Source organism: Kitasatospora sp. NBC_00458, assembly GCF_036013975.1.
GTDB lineage: Bacteria > Actinomycetota > Actinomycetes > Streptomycetales > Streptomycetaceae > Kitasatospora.
In genome coordinates this window covers 6,800,702-6,820,261 of sequence record NZ_CP107904.1, presented here as the reverse complement: position 1 = coordinate 6,820,261, position 19,560 = coordinate 6,800,702, and the positions used below count along the sequence as shown (strand labels likewise).

Below are 19,560 nucleotides of genomic sequence, written 5' to 3'. Positions count from 1 at the left end.
CACTTACCACTGCGATCAACTCCTTTGCCGTGAGGCGGTTTCATGACGGGTCAGGCGTGGCCGGCGGTACGGCCGCTCACCCGAGATCGCTGAATTCGCTGTCGATGAACGCGAGGACCTCGTCGGCCGTGGCGTCGTCGAGCGACGAGCCGGCCGCGCTGTCCGGGGCACCGGTCGGGTCGAGGACCCTCATCAGCCGCTTGAGGCGGCGCGCCACTTCCCCGAGCTCCTCGTCGTCGGCGCCGACGGCCTCGATGTCCGTCTCCAGGCGCTCCAGTCCGCGCAGCACCCGCTGGGCCGCCGTCGCCTCGGCGGGGACGAGGAGCGCGAGGAGGTTCTCGGTCAGGGCGGCCGGTGTCGGGTGGTCGAAGACGAGAGTGGCGGGCAGCGTGAGCCCGGTGGCCGTCTGCAGGTGGTTCCGGAGCTCCACCACGGTCAGTGAGTCGAATCCGATCTCCTTGAAGGCCTGTTCCGGCTCGACGGCGGCCGCGGCCGCGTGTCCGAGCACGGCGGCGGTACGCGCGAGCACGAGGTCCAGCACGGTGCGGCGGCGATCCTCCGGGGACAGCCCCGCCAGCCCGGGGCCGAGACCGCCGCCCGCGGGCACGGACACCGCGGAGGCGGCCGCGCGGCGGACCTTGACGAGCTGTCGGAGCACCGCCGGAACGGATCCGTCGGCGTACCGGGAGCGCAGGCCTGCGAGGTCCAGCCTGGCGGGCACCAGCACGGCGCGGTCGGCGACGAGTCCGCCGTCGAACAGGGCGAGGGCGGCCTCGGTGCTCAGCGGCGCGACACCGACCCGTCCGACCCGGCGCAAATCCCGCTCCGCCAGGCGACCGGTCATTCCACTGGCCTGCTCCCACAGCCCCCATGCCAGCGACACCGCGGCCAGGCCGCGGGAGCGCCGGTGCTCCGCGACGGCGTCCAGGAAGGCGTTGGCCGCCGAGTAGCCGCCCTGTCCGGCGCCGCCGAGCACGGCTGCCGCCGAGGAGAACAGCACGAACAGGTCGAGGTCCAGGTGCTCGGTCAGCCGGTGCAGGTTCCAGGCACCGTCGACCTTCGGGCTCAGCACCCCGGAGAGCCGCTCGCGACTCAGCGAGGTGATCACCGCGTCGTCGGTGACGCCGGCGGCGTGCACGACACCGGCCAGGCGGTGGCCGGCCTGGACGGAGTCGAGCAGCGCGGCGAGGGACCGCCGGTCGGCGGCATCGCACGCGGCCACCCGGAGCACGGCGCCGTGTCGTCCGAGTTCGGCGCGGAGCGCGGCGGTCTCCGGCGTCTCGGCTCCGCTCCGGCCGGCGAGCACCACGTGCCCCAGGCCGTGCCGGGTCACCAGGTGGCGCGCCACCAGCCGGCCCAGGGTGCCGGTACCGCCGGTGATCAGGACGGCGTCGTCCGGGCCGAACGCGACGCCCACGGTGAGGGCGGCCCGGCCGGTCAGCGTCGCCTGGCTCAGTGCCCGGAACGCCGCGGGGGCCCGGCGGATGTCCCAGGAGGTCACCGGGACCGGGGCCAGGACTCCCCGCTCGAACAGCGCGGACAGCTCGCCGAGGATCTCGCCCAGCCGCTCGGGCCCGGGGTCGGCCAGGTCGAACGCCCGGTACCGCACGCCCGGGTGGTCGGCGGCGACGCCGTCCGGTTCCCGGAGGTCGAGTTTGCCGATCTCCAGGAACCTGCCGCCCCGGGGCAGCAGGTCCAGCGACGCGTCCAGGAAGGGACCGGCGAGGCAGTTCAGCACGACGTCGACGCCCCGGCCGCCGGTGGCGGCGAGGATCCGCTCACGGAACTCCAGGCTCCGCGAGGAGGAGATGTGCCGGTCGTCCAGGCCGGCGGCACGCAGCGCGTCCCACTTCGGCTCGCTGGCGGTGCCGAACACCTCGGCACCCAGGTGCCGGGCGAGCCGCACCGCGGCCGTGCCGACGCCGCCCGCCGCGGCGTGCACCAGGACCGACTCGTTCCCCCGCAGCCCCGCGAGGTCGACCAGCCCGTACCAGGCGGTCAGGTACGCCACGGTCGCGGTCGCGCCCTCGGCGAAGGTCCAGCCGGCGGGGAGGCCGATCACCGTCCGGTGGTCGGCCACCGCGGACGGGCCGAAGGAGCCGTCGAGCAGGCCCATCACCCGGTCCCCGGGACGGAATCCGGTGACACCCGGTCCGACCTCGGTGACCACGCCGGCGCCCTCGACGCCGAGCCGGGCGGCCCCGGGGTACATGCCGAGGGCGATCAGGGTGTCCCTGAAGTTCATCCCGGCCGCGCGCACCGCGACGCGCATCCGGCCCTCGCCGAGGGGCTCCCCGGCTTCGTCGCACGGCAGCAGCGCGAGGTTGTCGAGGGTGCCCTGACCAGTGGTGTCCAGGCGCCAGGCGGCGCCGGGCGGCGGGGTGAGGCCGGTGTCGCCGTCCGCCCTGACCAGTCGGCGGACGTGCGGACGCCCGTCCCTCAGCACCGTCTCGGGCTCACCGGACACAGCGGCCCGGACGACCTGCCGGAGGTCCGGGGCACCTGCGGCCGGGTCGAGGTCGAGCAGCACGATCCGGTCCGGGTGCTCCGTCTGCGCCGATCGGACGAGGCCGCTGACGGCGGCGTGCGCCAGGTCGACCGGCCCCGTACCGGGTGGGAGCGCCACCGCACCGCGCGTCGCCACCACCAGCCTCCCGGCGGCGAGGCGTTCGTCCGCGAGCCAGTCCTGGAGCAGGTCCAGGGCCCAGCCGGCGGCCCGGTGGGCGGCCGCGGCGGGATCCTCGTCCCGGCTGGGCGGGCAGCAGGCCAGCAGCACCTCGGGGGCCGCCGTGCCGGCGTCCAGCGCCAGGCGCAGTTCCGCGAGGTCGGCGTGGTGCGGCGGCTCCCCGGACAGCCGGGTGTCCGGTTCCGTGCCGACCACGGCGAGCCGGACGGACGGCGTATCGCCGGGGCCCTCGTGCGCGACCCAGTCGGTGCGGAACAGCAGGTCCGTCTCCGCGCCGGCCCGGGACCGCAGCGCTTGCGGCGCCAGCGGCCGGAGGGCGAGCGCGTCCACCGCGGCCACCGGCGCGCCGTCCGCGTCCGCGGCGACCAGCACGACGTCGCCGTTGGGGCGGCGGGTGAGCCGGACCCGCAGCGAGGCGGCCCCGGCCGCGTACAGGCGCAGCCCGCTCCACGAGAACGGCAGCCGGGCCGAGCCCGGCTCGTCGTCCTCCCGGGCGAGCGGGCCGAGCGCGTGCAGGGCGGCGTCCAGGAGCGCCGGGTGCAGGCCGAACCGGGCCGCGTCGGCGGCGGCCCCGGGCGGCAGCTCGACCTCGGCGAAGACCTCCGCACCGCGCCGCCAGGCCGCCCGCAGGCCCTGGAAGGCGGGTCCGTACTGGAGGCCGTCCGCCAGCAGGCCGGTGTAGAAGCCGTCGAGGGCGACCGGCTCGGCGCCGGCCGGCGGCCAGGCCGAGAACTCGGGCAGGGTGCCGGGGCGATCGGCCGAGGGTTCGAGGACCCCCTCCGCGTGCCTCGTCCACGGCGCCGGACCGGAGCCGTCGGGACGCGAGTACACCGCGATCGGCCGCCGCCCGTCCTCATCGGGGCGGCCGACCTCCAGCTGGACCCGGACGTGCCCCTGCGCGGGGAGCACCAGCGGCGCGTACAGGTTCAGCTCGTGCACGCCCTCGCAGCCGAGCCGCTCGCCCGCCCACCAGGCGAGCTCGACGAACGCCGTTCCGGGGACCAGGACGCTCTCCAGCACGGTGTGGTCGGCGAGCCACGGGTGGGAACCGAGCGAGAGCAGCCCGGTGGCGAACGCCTCGTCCCCGGAGGCGGACCCGACCCAGTGGTCGAGCAGCGGGTGCCCCGCGCCGTCGGCGCCGCCGCCCCCGACGGCGGGGGCGTCCACCCAGTAGCGCTGCCGCTGGAACGGCGAGGTGGGCGCCGGCACCGGCCGGGCGCCGGTACCGGAGAGGAAGGCGTCCCAGTCGACCGCCGTGCCGCGGGCGAAGAGCCGGCCGAGGGCGGTCACCGCACCGTGCGCCTCGTCCCGACCGCGGCGCAGTGCCGGGACGCAGGCCACCGCCGTGCCGGCCGCGGTGGCGCACTCCTCGGCCATCGCCGAGAGCACCCCGTCCGGCCCGATCTCCAGGAAGGTCCGGGTGCCGGCGTCCAGGAGTGTGTCGACGCCCCGGGCGAAACGCACGCACCCGCGGACCTGGCGCACCCAGTAGTCGGGCTCGCGCAGCTCCTCGGTGACGAACTCCCCCGTGAGGTCGGACACCACGGGAAGGACCGGTGCGGAGTACTCGACCTCGCCCAGCACCCGCGCGAAGTCGGCGAGCATCGGCTCCATGAGCTCCGAGTGGAACGCATGGCCGACCGTCAGCCTCCGGGTGCGCACCCCCCGGTCGGCGAACCCGGCGAGCACGGTCGCCACCGCCTCGGCATCGCCCGACACCACCGCGGAGGACGGGCCGTTGACGGCCGCGACGCCGATCCGGCCGGGGAGGCCGGCGAGGGCCTGGAGCACCTCCTCCTCACCCGCGGCCACCGCGCCCATCGCCCCGCCGGGCGGGAGCGCCTGCATGAGACGGCCCCGGGCGGCGACCACCCGGGCGGCGTCCGGCAGCGACCAGACACCCGCCACGTGCGCCGCGACGAGCTCGCCGACGGAGTGGCCGAGCAGGAACTCCGGCCGCACCCCCCACGCCTCGACCAGCCGGTAGAGCGCGACCTCCACCGCGAACAGCCCTGCCTGGGTGTAGTCGGTACCGTCGAGCAGGGCCGCCCGGTCCGATCCGGGCTCGGCGAACACGACCTCGCGCAGCGGCACCGGCAGATGGCGGTCCAGTTCACGGCAGACCGCGTCGAACGCCTCCGCGAAGACGGGGAACGCGCGGTACAGCCCGTCGCCCATACCGACCCGCTGAGCGCCCTGGCCGGTGAACAGGACGGCGAGCGGCCCCTCCACCGCGCTGTCCGGCTCGACCGCTCCGCCGGCCACCGCGGCCAGCCCGGCGGCGAGTTCGGCCGCGTCGGCGGCGACCACCACCGCCGTGCGGTCCAGCAGCGCCCGGGAACACGTGGACACCGCGGCGAGATCCTGCGGACGCACCTCGGGAGCCGTCGCCAGCCAGTCGGCCCAGCGCCCGGCCAGTGCGCGGACACCCTCGTCGGCGCGGCCCGAGAGCACCACGGGCACCGGGAACGGCGCGGTGCCGGAGGGTCCGCCCCCGGTCGGCTCCGACCGCCGACGGGGCGGCGCCTCCGCCAGGATCACATGGGCGTTGGTCCCGCTGACCCCGAAGGAGGACACTCCGGCACGGCGGGGCTCGTCGCCCTCGGGCCACTCCCGGGCCTCCGTCAGCAGCTCCACCGCACCCGTCGACCAGTCCACGAACGGCGACGGCTCGTCCACGTGCAGCGTCCGCGGCAGCACTCCGGCCCGCAGCGCCAACACCATCTTGATCACACCGGCCACCCCCGCCGCCGCCTGCGTGTGACCGATGTTCGACTTCAACGACCCGAGCCACAGGGGCCGTCCGGCGGAACGGTCCCGGCCGTAGGTGGCGAGAAGCGCCTGCGCCTCGATCGGATCGCCCAGCTTCGTGCCGGTCCCGTGCGCCTCGACCGCGTCGACCTGCCCGGCGGTGAGCCCGGCGTCCGCCAGGGCGTCGCGGATCACCCGCTGCTGGGAGGGGCCGTTCGGCGCCGTCAGACCGTTCGACGCGCCGTCCTGGTTGACCGCGCTCCCCTGCAGCACCGCCAGCACCTCGTGGCCGTTGCGCAGCGCGTCGGAGAGCCGCTCCACCAGGACGAGGCCGACACCCTCGCCGGGCCCCATGCCGTCGGCGCCGGCGGAGAACGCCTTGCACCGGCCGTCCGCCGCCACACCGCCCTGCCTGCTGAACTCCACGATCATGTTGGGCGACGACATGACGCACACTCCGCCCGCGAGCGCGAGGTCGCACTCGCCCTCGCGCAGCGCGCGGGCCGCCAGGTGCAGCGTCACCAGGGACGAGGAGCAGGCGGTGTCGACGGTCAGCGCCGGACCCTCCAGGCCCAGCACGTAGGAGATCCGCCCCGACGCGACACTCGTCGTACTGCCGGTCAGCAGGTACCCCGCGGTGCTCTCCGGCCCCTGGAACGGGCGGAATCCGTAGTCCTGGTTGGTCAGGCCGACGAAGACCCCGGTCCGGCTCCCCCGCAGTGCGTGCGGGTTGATCGCCGCCCGCTCCAGCAGCTCCCAGGAGGTCTCCAGCAGGAGCCGCTGCTGCGGGTCCATCGCCAGCGCCTCCCGGGGCGATATGCCGAAGAACCCCGCGTCGAAGAGATCCGCGTCACCGAGGAAGCCGCCCTCGGCGGTGGCCGAGACACCGGAGCCGTCCTCGCCCAGGAGCTCCCGCAGGTCCCACCCCCGGCCGCTCGGCAGGCCGCCGATCGTCTCGCCCTCCGACACGAGCAGGTCCCACAGCTTCTCGGGGGAATCCACACCGCCCGGAAAACGACAGCTCATCGAGACGATCGCGATCGGCTCCGAGCCCGCGTCCTCGATCTCCTTCAGACGCCGGCGGCTGTCGTGCAGCTCGGCCGTGACCTGCTTGAGAAAATGACGGAGTCTTTCCTCGTTCGTCATCAGACAGAATTCCCCTACGAAGGCAGCTGAATACGCTGACCGGATGGACGGATCACGGCGGAATCAGGAGATTCCGAACTCCCTGCCGATAAAGCTGAACATCTCCTCGTCGGAGGCCGACCGGAGTTCCGCCGGGTCCGGCTCCCCCTGCGACGGCTGAGCACCGCCCGCCTGCCTGAGGATCGACCTGAGCCGCCCGAGGATCCGGTCACGTGTCACGCTGTCCGCCGCGAGTGCGGCGAGTCCCTCCTCGAACCGGCCCAGCTCCTCCAGCAGCGAATCCGCGGTCGACGCGGCGCCGCCCGGGAACAGCTCGGCGCCCAGGACGGCGACCACGGCCTTCGGTGACGGGTGGTCGAACACCAGCGTCGCCGGCAGCCGGACCCCGGCCGAGGTGGTGAGCCGGTTGCGCAGTTCGACCGCCGTCAGCGAATCGAATCCGAGCTCCTTGAAGCTCCGGCCCGGCTGGACACCGTCGATGCCGGTGTGCCCCAGCACCGCGGCCACCTCGGACCTGACCAGTTCCAGGAGAACCCGGTCCTGCTCGGCCGCGGACATCCCGGTCAGCCGCTCGGCGAGCGGCGCCCGGGCGCCGGCCGCCTCGCCGCCGGAGGACTCGACGGCCCTGTGCAGACCGGCCTCCGGGATCTCGTCGAAGAGCGGGGTCGGCCGCGCCGAGGTGAAGACCGGAACGAAACGCTCCCAGTCGACGTCCGCGACGGCGATGAACGTCTCGCCGTCCACCAGGGCCTGCTGCAGCGCCTCGAACGCCCGGTCCGGGGCGATCAGCGGCAGACCCTGGCGGCGCAGGCGGTCGACGTCCACGCCCTCCGGCACACTGGCCGTGTCGTCCGGCGCCGCACCGCCCCAAACCCCCCAGGCCACCGTCGTGGCCGGTACCCCGCGCTGCCGGCGCTGTTCCGCGAGCACGTCCAGGTAGGCGTTGCCCGCCGCGTACGCCGCATGGTCGCCGCTGCCCCAGACACCGGCGATGGACGAGAAGAACACCACGTTCTCGACCCCGTAGTCGTCGACCAGGGCATCGATGTTGGCGGCTCCCGCCACCTTGGCACCGAAGGTCTCGGCGTAGTGCGCCGCATCGGTCCCGGTGACCGGCGCCAGCCTGGTGACACCGGCCAGGTGGATGACGGTGGTGAGCGGGTACTCCTCGGGCAGCGAGTCCAGCAACGACCGCAACGCCTCCCGATCGGCGACATCACACGCCGCGACCGTCCCCCGGACACCCGACGCCGCCAGCTCCGCCTCCAACTCCACCGCCCCCGGCGCCGAACGCCCACGCCGACTCGTCACCACCACATGCTCCGCACCCCGCGCCGCGACCCACCGCGCCACATGACCACCCAACGCACCCGTACCACCCGTCACCAACACCGTCCCCCGCACACCCCAACCAGCACCAGCACCAGCACCAGCACCACCGGCGCCGACCGACCCAACCGCCCGCACCACCCGACGCACCGACACCCCACCCGAACGCACCACCACCTGATCCTCACCACCACCCAACACACCCACCAACAACCCCACCGACCGCGCATCCGCCTCCCCCGACACATCCACCAACCCACCCCACAACCCCGGATGCTCCAACCCCACCACCCGACCGAACCCCCACACCAACCCCTGCACCGCACCCACACCCCGATCCCCACCACCAGCCACCACCGCATCCCGCGTCACACACCACAACCGCCCACCCACACCCACATCCACCAACGCCTGCACCAACACCAACGACGACGCCAACCCCACCGACACACCCGAAAGCCCCACCACCGACCGCTCATCCAACCCCAACAACGACACCACACCCGCCACCTCACCCACCTCGGCCACCACACCCCGCACCAACCCCGCCACCACATCCCGCCCCGCACCCGCCTCCACCACCACCGACCTCACCCCGACACCACACCCCGCCAAACCCTCCACCACCGCAGCACCCCAACCCCCATCCACCACACCCGAACCCACCACCACCAACCACACACCCGAACCCACCACCGACCCACCCGACCCACCAACCGCACCCGCACCCGCACCCGCACCCGCACCCGCACCCGCCGACACCGGACGCCACACCACCCGATACCGCCAACCATCCACCACCGCCGACTCCCGCGAACGCTCCCGCCACGACGACAACACCGGCATCACCGCACCCAACGACCCCAGATCAACCCCACCACCACCCACACCCAACAACCCCGCCAACTCACCCACATCACCCCGCCCCACCACATCCCAGAACCCACCATCACCCTCCCCACCAACGACGTCAGCACCGACACCACCGAGCCCCGACGTCTCCAACCAGAACCGCTCCCGCTGGAACGCATACGTCGGCAGATCCACCCGCCGACCGCCACGCCCGCCCAGCACCGACACCCAGTCCACCTCGACCCCGGCCACGAACGCCCGGGCCAGCGAGTCGAGCAGCCGCGCGGTCCCGCCGTCGTCCCGGCGCAGGGTGCCGACCACGACCGCCTGATCCGCCGCATCGGTCCCGGCGGCGTCGATGCTCTCCTGGACGCCGACGGTCAGCACGGGGTGCGGACTGGCCTCGATGAACACACCGTGCCCGGATTCCAGCAACCCCCGTACCACCGCCTCGAAGCGGACGGTCTGGCGCAGGTTGCGGTACCAGTAGCCGGCGTCCATCACCGCCGTGTCGATGCCCTCCCCGGTGACCGTCGAGTAGAACGCCACCGACGACGACACCGGGCGTACCGGTGCCAGCGCCTCCAGCAGCTCGGCCTCCAGCGCCTCGACCTGTGCGGAGTGCGAGGCGTAGTCCACCGCGATCCGCCGTGCCCGTACGCCGTTTGTTTCGCAGTCCGCGAGGAGTGCCTCCAGCGCTGCCGTCCCGCCGGAGACGACCACCGAGGACGGGCCGTTGACCGCCGCGACCGACACCTCGCCGCCGAACGCCGCGAGCAAGCCCTCGACCACCGTGAGCGGTGCGGACACCGACACCATCCCGCCCAGCCCCGACAGCCGTGCCGCCACCAGACGCGAACGCACCGCCACCACCCGCGCACCGTCCTCCAACGACAACCCACCCGCCACCACCGCAGCCGCCACCTCACCCTGCGAATGCCCCACCACCGCCGCCGGCTCCACGCCCGACGACCGCCACAACGCCGCCAACGACACCATCACCGCCCACAACACCGGCTGCACCACGTCCACCCGCCCCCAGCGGGGATCCCCCTCACCCGCCTCCACCACATCCCGCAACGACCAGTCCACGAACGGCGCCAGAGCACGCTCACACGCCGCCATCGACTCACCGAACACCACCGACGAACCCCACAACTCCCGCCCCATCCCCACCCACTGCGACCCCTGCCCCGGAAACACCAACACCACCCGCGAACCCCCCTCCACCACACCCCGCACCACACCCGCACCACCACCACCCGCCGCCACCGCCCGCACACCCTCCACCAACTCCTCCACACCACCCCCCAACACCACCGCCCGATGCTCGAACGCCGCCCGCGAGGACGCCAGCGAGAACGCCACGTCCACCGGCCCGAGCTCGGCCGCGCCCTCCGACGCGCCGACGCCGACCGACTCGGCCAGTCGCGCGGCCTGCTCCCGCAAGGCCGCCTCGCTCCGCCCCGACACCACCCAGGGCACCAACCCGCCACCCAGCGCCACCGGTGCGGACTCGTCCGCCACCACCGCCGCCGACTCGCCCGACGCCTCCTCAAGGATCACGTGGACATTGGTCCCGCTGACCCCGAAAGCCGACACGCCCGCGCGACGGGGCTCTTCACCCGCCGGCCACTCCCGGGCCTCCGTCAGCAGCTCCACCGCGCCCGCCGACCAGTCCACGAACGGCGAGGGCTCGTCCACGTGCAACGTCCTCGGCAGGACCCCCCGCCGCATCGCCAACACCATCTTGATCACACCGGCCACACCGGCCGCCGCCTGGGTGTGGCCGATGTTCGACTTCAGGGACCCCAGCCAGAGCGGACGGCCGTCCTGCCGGTCCTGGCCGTAGGCGGCCAGCAGCGCCTGCGCCTCGATCGGGTCACCCAGCGTCGTCCCCGTCCCGTGCGCCTCCACCACGTCCACCTCGGCGGACGACAACCCCGCACTCGCCAACGCCTGCCGGATCACCCGCTGCTGCGACGGACCGTTCGGCGCCGTCAGACCGTTCGACGCACCGTCCTGATTCACCGCCGAACCCCGCACCACCGCCAACACCGGATGCCCCTTGCGCCGCGCATCCGACAACCGCTCCAACACCACCACACCGACACCCTCGGCCCACCCCGTACCATCCGCCCCCGCGGCGAACGCCTTGCACCGACCGTCCGGCGCCAACCCGTTCTGCCGACTGAACTCCACGAAGATCCCCGGCGACGACATCACCGTCACACCCGCCGCCAACGCCAACGAACACTCACCGTTGCGCAGCGCCTGGGCCGCCAGGTGCAGCGCCACCAGCGACGACGAACACGCGGTGTCCACCGTCACCGCCGGACCCTCCAACCCCAGCGCGTACGACAACCGCCCCGACGCGACACTGGACGACTTGCCCGTCAGCAGATACCCCTCGTAGCCCTCGGGGGCCTCGTGGAGCCGGGATGCGTAGTCCTGGTAGGCGATACCGACGAACACACCGGTCGGACTGCCGTGCAGCGAGGTCGGGTCGACGCCGGCCCGCTCGATCGCCTCCCACGACGACTCCAGCAGCAACCGCTGCTGCGGATCCATCGCGGCCGCCTCACGCGGCGAGATCCCGAAGAACGACGCGTCGAACTCGTCGGCCTCGTAGAGGAATCCGCCTTCCCGCGTGTAGGACTTGCCGGGTCGGCCGGGTTCCGGGTCGTAGAGTCCGTCGACGTCCCAGCCGCGGTTGGCCGGCAGGCCGCCGATCACGTCGCGCTCGTCGACGAGCAGCTGCCAGAGTTCCTCCGGCGTGGTGACACCGCCGGGCAGGCGGCAGCCCATCGCGACGATCACGATCGGGTCACCGTCGTCCGCCGCGGGGGACCCCGCCGACGCCTCCACCGTGGCGATCGGCAGACCGAGCAGTTCCCTGCGCACCAGCCGGCTCACCGCGGCCGGGGTCGGGTGGTCGAAGGCCAGTGTCGTGGCGAGCCGCAGGCCGGTCGCGGCGTTGAGCCGGTTGCGCAGATCGACCGCGGTCATCGAATCGAAGCCCATCGCCTTGAACGACCTGTCGGGCCCGATGGCGCTCGGGGTCGCGTGGGCGAGCACGTCCGCCGCACTGCGCCGGACGATCTCCAGCAGCTGGCGCTCCTGCTCCGGCTCCGGCAGGCCGATGATCCGCTGGGCCAGCGGCAGCGCGGGTACCCCGTCACGCTCCGAACGGGCGGACCCGTCCTTGATCCTGCCGACCTCCGGCAGGTCGTCGAAGAGCGAGGACTCACGGGTCGCCGTGAAGAACGAGATGAACCGCTCCCAGTCCACGTCGGCCACGGTCACACTGGGCCGGCCGTCCCGCAGCGCCTCCTCCAGCGCGCTCAGCCCCCGCTCGGGCGCCATGACCGCGATTCCCTGGCGACGGAGCCGCTCCTTCTCCTCCGGCCCGACCAGACCGCCGTCCCATGCGCCCCAAGCGACAGCCGTGGCCGGAAGGCCCTGCGCCCGCCGTTGCTCGGCGAGTGCGTCCAGGAAGGTGTTGGCCGCGGCATAGGCCGCCTGACCGCGGTTCCCCCAGACACCCATGATCGAGGAGAACAGGACGAACGCGTCGAGCTCACAATCCTTCGTGAGCTCATGGAGGTTGAGGGCCGCGGCCACCTTCGGGCGCAGCGCCTCCTCCAGGGCGGACGGGTCCATCGCGTCCACCAGGCCGTCCCCGAGCACTCCGGCCGCGTGGATGACGGTGGTGAGCGGGTACTCCTCGGGCAGCGAGTCCAGCAACGACCGCAACGCCTCCCGATCGGCGACATCACACGCCGCGACCGTCACCCGGACACCCGACGCCGCCAGCTCCGCCTCCAACTCCACCGCCCCCGGCGCCGAACGCCCACGCCGACTCGTCACCACCACATGCTCCGCACCCCGCGCCGCGACCCACCGCGCCACATGACCACCCAACGCACCCGTACCACCCGTCACCAACACCGTCCCCCGCACACCCCAACCAGCACCAGCACCAGCACCGGCACCAGCACCACCGGCACCGACCGACCCCGCCGCCCGCACCACCCGACGCACCGACACCCCACCCGAACGCACCACCACCTGATCCTCACCACCACCCAACACACCCACCAACAACCCCACCGACCGCGCATCCGCCTCCCCCGACACATCCACCAACCCACCCCACAACCCCGGATGCTCCAACCCCACCACCCGACCGAACCCCCACACCAACCCCTGCACCGCACCCACACCCCGATCCCCACCACCAGCCACCACCGCATCCCGCGTCACACACCACAACCGCCCACCCACACCCACATCCACCAACGCCTGCACCAACACCAACGACGACGCCAACCCCACCGACACACCCGAAAGCCCCACCACCGACCGCTCATCCAACCCCAACAACGACACCACACCCGCCACCTCACCCACCTCGGCCACCACACCCCGCACCAACCCCGCCACCACATCCCGCCCCGCACCCGCCTCCACCACCACCGACCTCACCCCGACACCACACCCCGCCAAACCCTCCACCACCGCAGCACCCCAACCCCCATCCACCACACCCGAACCCACCACCACCAACCACACACCCGAACCCACCACCGACCCACCCGACCCACCAACCGCACCCGCACCCGCCGACACCGGACGCCACACCACCCGATACCGCCAACCATCCACCACCGCCGACTCCCGCGAACGCTCCCGCCACGACGACAACACCGGCATCACCGCACCCAACGACCCCAGATCAACCCCACCACCACCCACACCCAACAACCCCGCCAACTCACCCACATCACCCCGCCCCACCACATCCCAGAACCCACCATCACCCTCCCCACCACCGACGTCAGCGCCGACACCACCGAGCCCCGACGTCTCCAACCAGAACCGCTCCCGCTGGAACGCATACGTCGGCAGATCCACCCGACTCACATCGAGACCCACGAAGAGCCGCGACCAGTCGACGGTGACGCCGCGGACATAGGCCTCCGCGAGGGAGGTCAGGAACCGCTCGACTCCGCCCTCACCCCGCCGCAACGAACCCAGCGTCGCCACCTCGCCGTCCGACCGCTCAGCCGTCTCCTGGACGGCGACGGTCAGCACCGGATGAGGACTCATCTCCGCGAAGACGCCGTACCCCTGCTCCACCAACCCCCGCACCACCGACTCGAACCGAACCGTCTCGCGCAGGTTGCGATACCAGTAACCGGCGTCCATCACCGCCGTGTCGATGCCCTCCCCGGTCACCGTCGAGTAGAACGCCACCGACGACGACACCGGCCGCACCGGCGCCAACGCCTCCAACAGCTCGGCCTCCAGCGCCTCGACCTGCGCCGAGTGCGAGGCGTAGTCCACCGCGATCCGCCGTGCCCGCACACCGTTTGTTTCGCAGTCGGCGAGGAGTGCCTCCAGCCCTGCCGTCCCGCCGGAGACGACCACCGAGGACGGGCCGTTGACCGCCGCGACCGACACCTCACCGCCGGCCCCCGCCAACAACCCCTCGACCACCGCGAGCGGCGCCGACACCGACACCATCCCGCCCAGCCCCGACAGCCGTGCCGCCACCAGACGCGAACGCACCGCCACCACCCGCGCACCGTCCTCCAACGACAACCCGCCCGCCACCACCGCAGCCGCCACCTCACCCTGCGAATGCCCCACCACCGCCGCCGGCACCACACCCAAAGACCGCCACAACGCCGCCAACGACACCATCACCGCCCACAACACCGGCTGCACCACATCCACCCGCCCCCACCGCGGATCCCCCTCACCCGCCTCGACCACATCCCGCAACGACCAGTCCACAAAAGGCGCCAGAGCACCCTCACACGCCGCCATCGACTCGCCGAACACCACCGACGAACCCCACAACTCCCGCCCCATCCCCACCCACTGCGACCCCTGACCCGGAAACACCAACACCACCCGCGAACCCCCCTCCACCACACCCCGCACCACACCCGCACCACCACCACCGGCCGCCACCACCCGCACACCCTCCACCAACTCCTCCACACCACCCCCCAACACCACCGCCCGATACCCCAGCGCCGCACGCGAGGACACCAGCGAGAACGCCACATCCACCGGCCGGACATCCGACCCCGCCAACGCCTCCACCAACCGCCCCGCCTGCGCCCGCAACGCCGCCTCGGTCTCACCCGAGATCACCCACGGCGGACTGACCGACGCGAACGGGGCAACAACCCGCAACGCCCCGCCGTCATCCGACTCCTCAACCGGCAGAGGCTCATCCACCGGAGCCTGCTCCAGGATCATGTGCGCGTTGGTCCCGCTGATACCGAACGACGAGACGCCGGCCCGGCGCGGGGCACCCGTCTCCGGCCACTCCCGGGCCTCCGTCAGCAGCTCCACCGCGCCCGCCGACCAGTCCACGAACGGCGAGGGCTCGTCCACGTGCAACGTCCTCGGCAGGACCCCCTGCCGCATCGCCAACACCATCTTGATCACACCGGCCACGCCGGCCGCCGCCTGCGTGTGACCCACGTTCGACTTCAACGACCCCAACCACAAAGGCCGTCCAGCGGAGCGGCCCTGGCCGTAGGCGGCCAGCAGCGCCTGCGCCTCGATCGGGTCACCCAGCGTCGTCCCCGTCCCGTGCGCCTCCACCACGTCCACCTCGGACGACGACAACCCCGCACTCGCCAACGCCTGCCGGATCACCCGCTGCTGCGACGGACCGTTCGGCGCCGTCAGACCGTTCGACGCACCGTCCTGATTCACCGCACTGCCCCGCACCACCGCCAACACCGGATGCCCCTTGCGTCGCGCATCCGACAACCGCTCCAACACCACCACACCGACACCCTCGGCCCACCCCGTACCATCCGCCCCCGCGGCGAACGCCTTGCACCGACCGTCCGGCGCCAACCCGTTCTGCCGACTGAACTCCACGAAGATCCCCGGCGACGACATCACCGTCACACCCGCCGCCAACGCCAACGAGCACTCACCCGCCCGCAACGACTGGGCCGCCAGGTGCAGCGCCACCAGCGACGACGAACACGCCGTGTCCACCGTCACCGCCGGACCCTCCAACCCCAGCGCGTACGACAACCGCCCCGACGCGACACTGGACGACTTGCCCGTCAGCAGATACCCCTGTGCCTCATCGGAGCGCTGGTAGAGCTGCGGGCCGTACTCCTGTGCCATGGCGCCGACGAACACGCCGACCTGCTCGCCCCTCAGCGAGGTCGGGTCGACGCCGGCCCGCTCGATCGCCTCCCACGACGACTCCAGCAGCAACCGCTGCTGCGGATCCATCGCGGCCGCCTCACGCGGCGAGATCCCGAAGAACGACGCGTCGAACTCCGCCGCGTCGTAGAGGAATCCACCGGACTGCGGGATCGACGTGCCGTCCTCGCCGACAGGGCGGGCGAGATCCTCCAGGTCCCATCCGCGGTCGCCGGGGAATCCGGAGATCGCGTCGCCCTCCTCCACCAGCAGCTGCCACAACTGCTCGGGCGTGGTGACACCGCCGGGCAGGCGGCAGCCCATCGCGACGATCACGATCGGGTCTCCGTCGGCCGCCGCCGCGATCGGCACCGGCCGGTGCTCCTCCGCACCCAGCAGCAGGTCCCGCAGATGGTCGGCGACCGCGGTCGGGCTGGGGTGGTCGAAGAGGAGGGTGCTGGGGAGCTTGCGGCCGAGCACCGCGCCGACCCTGTTGCGCAGTTCCACCGCGGTGGTCGAGTCGAAGCCCAGATCACGGAAGGTCAGTGCGGGCGCGATGTCGGCCGCTCGCCGGTACCCGAGCACCGACGCGGCCTCGGCGCAGACCAGGTCGAGACACGTCCGCCGTTGTTCGGCGGTCGGCTGGTCGAGCAGGCTTCGGCGCAGCAGCGCGAACGCGTCGGCGGCCGCTTCCGGCTCGGCGGCTTCCGCGGGGTCGTCGGCCGTCGCCGGCCCGGCCACGGGCCCGGTCCCCGCCGACCGGGTCGCGGGTGCCAGCCAGTGGCTGCGACGCTGGAACGCGTAGGTGGGGAGGTCGATCCGGCGCGCGTTCCGGCCGCCGAGCACCAGCGCCCAATCGATCTCGACTCCGCGAACGTGGGCCTCGGCCAGGGACGTCAGGAAGCGCGCCGGGCCGCCCTCGCCGCGCCGTAGCGAGCAGAGGGCCGCGACGTCCCGCCCGGTCTCGTCGGCGCACTCCTGGACGGCGACGGTCAGCACCGGATGAGGACTCATCTCCGCGAAGACGCCGTACCCCTGCTCCACCAACCCCCGCACCACCGACTCGAAGCGGACGGTCTGACGCAGGTTGCGGTACCAGTAGCCGGCGTCCATCACCGCCGTGTCGATGCCCTCCCCGGTGACCGTCGAGTAGAACGCCACCGACGACGACACCGGGCGTACCGGTGCCAAGGCCTCCAGCAGCTCGGCCTCCAGCGCCTCGACCTGTGCGGAGTGCGAGGCGTAGTCCACCGCGATCCGCCGCGCCCGTACGCCGTTCGCCTCGCAGTCGGCGAGGAGTGCCTCCAGCCCTGCGGTCCCGCCGGAGACGACCACCGAGGACGGGCCGTTGACCGCCGCGACCGACACCTCGCCGCCGAACGCCGCGAGCAGGCCCTCGACCACCGCGAGCGGTGCGGACACCGACACCATCCCGCCCAGCCCCGACAGCCGTGCCGCCACCAGACGCGAACGCACCGCCACCACCCGCGCACCGTCCTCCAACGACAACCCGCCCGCCACCACCGCAGCCGCCACCTCACCCTGCGAATGCCCCACCACCGCCGCCGGCACCACACCCGACGACCGCCACAACGCCGCCAACGACACCATCACCGCCCACAACACCGGCTGCACCACATCCACCCGCCCCCACCGCGGATCCCCCTCACCCGCCTCGACCACATCCCGCAACGACCAGTCCACGAACGGCGCCAGAGCGCGCTCACACGCCGCCATCGACTCCCCGAACACCACCGACGAACCCCACAACTCCCGCCCCATCCCCACCCACTGCGACCCCTGCCCCGGAAACACCAACACCACCCGCGAACCCCCACCCACCACACCCCGCACCACACCCGCACCACCACCACCCGCCGCCACCACCCGCACACCCTCCACCAACTCCTCCACACCACCCCCCAACACCACCGCCCGATGCTCGAACGCCGCCCGCGACACGGCGAGCGACCACGCCACATCGGCCGACCCGGCGACGGCCCCACGGTTCAGCGTGCCCGCGTCGATCGATTCGGCCAGTCGCGCGGCCTGCCCGCGCAGGGCAGCCTCGCTCCGGGCGGACAGCAACCAGGGCGTCGGAGACGCATCGAGGACCGGCGAGGCACCGCCGGCGCCGCCATCGCCCCGAAGGCCCTCCGTCTCCCGGTCCGGCACCCACCTGGACAGGACCACATGGCAGTTGGTGCCGCCCATCCCGAACGAGCTGACGCCCGCGGCACTCCGCGTGCCGGACCCGCCCATCGGTTCGAGCCCCACCTGCACCCGCAGGTTCGCCTCCTCCAGCGAGGCGGCCGGGTTCGGGGTCTCGAAGTTGAGGCTCGGCACCAGCACGCCGCTACGCAGGCACAGGGCCGTCTTCACCAGGCCCGCGATGCCGGCGGCACCCTCCAGGTGCCCGATGTTGGTCTTGACCGAGCCGACCGGCAGCGGTGACCCGGTCCGGCGGGCCCGGCCGAGCACGGCACCCAGCGCCGCGGCCTCGATCGGATCGCCCAAGGGCGTGCCGGTGCCGTGCAGTTCGACGTAGGCGACGTCGGACGGTGCTATGCCGGCCCGTTCGTAGGCGAGCCGCAGGACCTCCTCCTGGGCCCGCTGCTCGGGGGCCGTCAGGTTGGCGCCGCCACCGTCGTTGTTGACCGCGCTCCCGGCCAGGAGGCAGTACACGGTGTCGCCGTCGGCCAGGGCCGCGGACAGCGGCTTCAGCACGATGACGGCGCCGCCCTCTCCCCGAACGAAGCCGTTGGCCCGGGCATCGAACGTGAAGCAACGGCCGTCGGGGGAGAGGGCGCCGAGCTTCGAGATGGCGAGGTTGCCCTCGGGAGCGAGATTGAGGTGCACACCGCCGGCGAGCGCCACTTCACACTCTCCGCGGCGCAGGCTCTCGGCCGCGAGGTGCACGGCGACCAGCGACGACGACTGGCCGGAGTCCACGGTGAGGCTCGGGCCCCGCAGGCCGAGCGCGTAGGAGACCCGGTTGGCGATGATGCCGCGCTGGAGCCCGGTGGCGGTGTGAGGGGTGAAGGCTCCCTCTCCCCTGGCGTGGACCAGGGCGGCGTAGTCGTCGGCGATGGCCCCGACGAAGACGCCGACCCGGCGCGCGCGGAAGCGGCCCGGGGGCATCCCCGCGTCCTCGAAGGACTCCCAGGCCAGTTCGAGCACCAGGCGCTGCTGCGGGTCCATCGCCGCGGCCTCACGCGGCGAGATTCCGAAGAAGGCCGCGTCGAAGCGGTCCACTCCGTCGAGGAACCCCCCGCGGGCGGGGGTGCCCGCGGAGGGACCGCCGGCGGGGAGTCCCGAGCGGCGCTCCTCCGGCACGTCGGTGACGGCGTCGACGCCGCCGGTGAGCAGTGCGGCGAACTCACGGACGTCCGCCGCCCCCGGAAGCCGGCAGGCCATGCCGACCACGGCGATCGGCTCGGCGGCCGCGGGCTGGACTGCTGCCGCGCGGACTTCGGACCCAATCGTCATGTGCTTTCCTTTGCTCATCCAGGGTGCGGCGGCGACCCGCCCGCGGCGGGGTGGAGTCCGACCGGTCAGGAGCGGCCCGTCGGAGGGCCGGCCGTGGCCGTGCCCGTTCTGGCTCG

Annotated in this window: 2 protein-coding genes; both read right to left on the bottom strand. The window is 73.0% G+C overall.

Annotated elements, in window-relative coordinates; genetic code table 11:
- Positions 1–76: 76 nt before the first annotated feature.
- Positions 77–6,583, bottom strand: coding sequence for a type I polyketide synthase (locus tag OG550_RS28100; RefSeq protein ID WP_327682152.1), 6,507 nt, complete (start codon positions 6,581–6,583; stop codon positions 77–79).
- A gap of 63 nt (positions 6,584–6,646) precedes the next feature.
- On the bottom strand, positions 6,647–19,444 hold the full coding sequence (locus OG550_RS28095) for a type I polyketide synthase (RefSeq protein ID WP_327682150.1): 12,798 nt from the start codon (positions 19,442–19,444) through the stop codon (positions 6,647–6,649).
- Between the last annotated feature and the right edge of the window lie 116 nt (positions 19,445–19,560).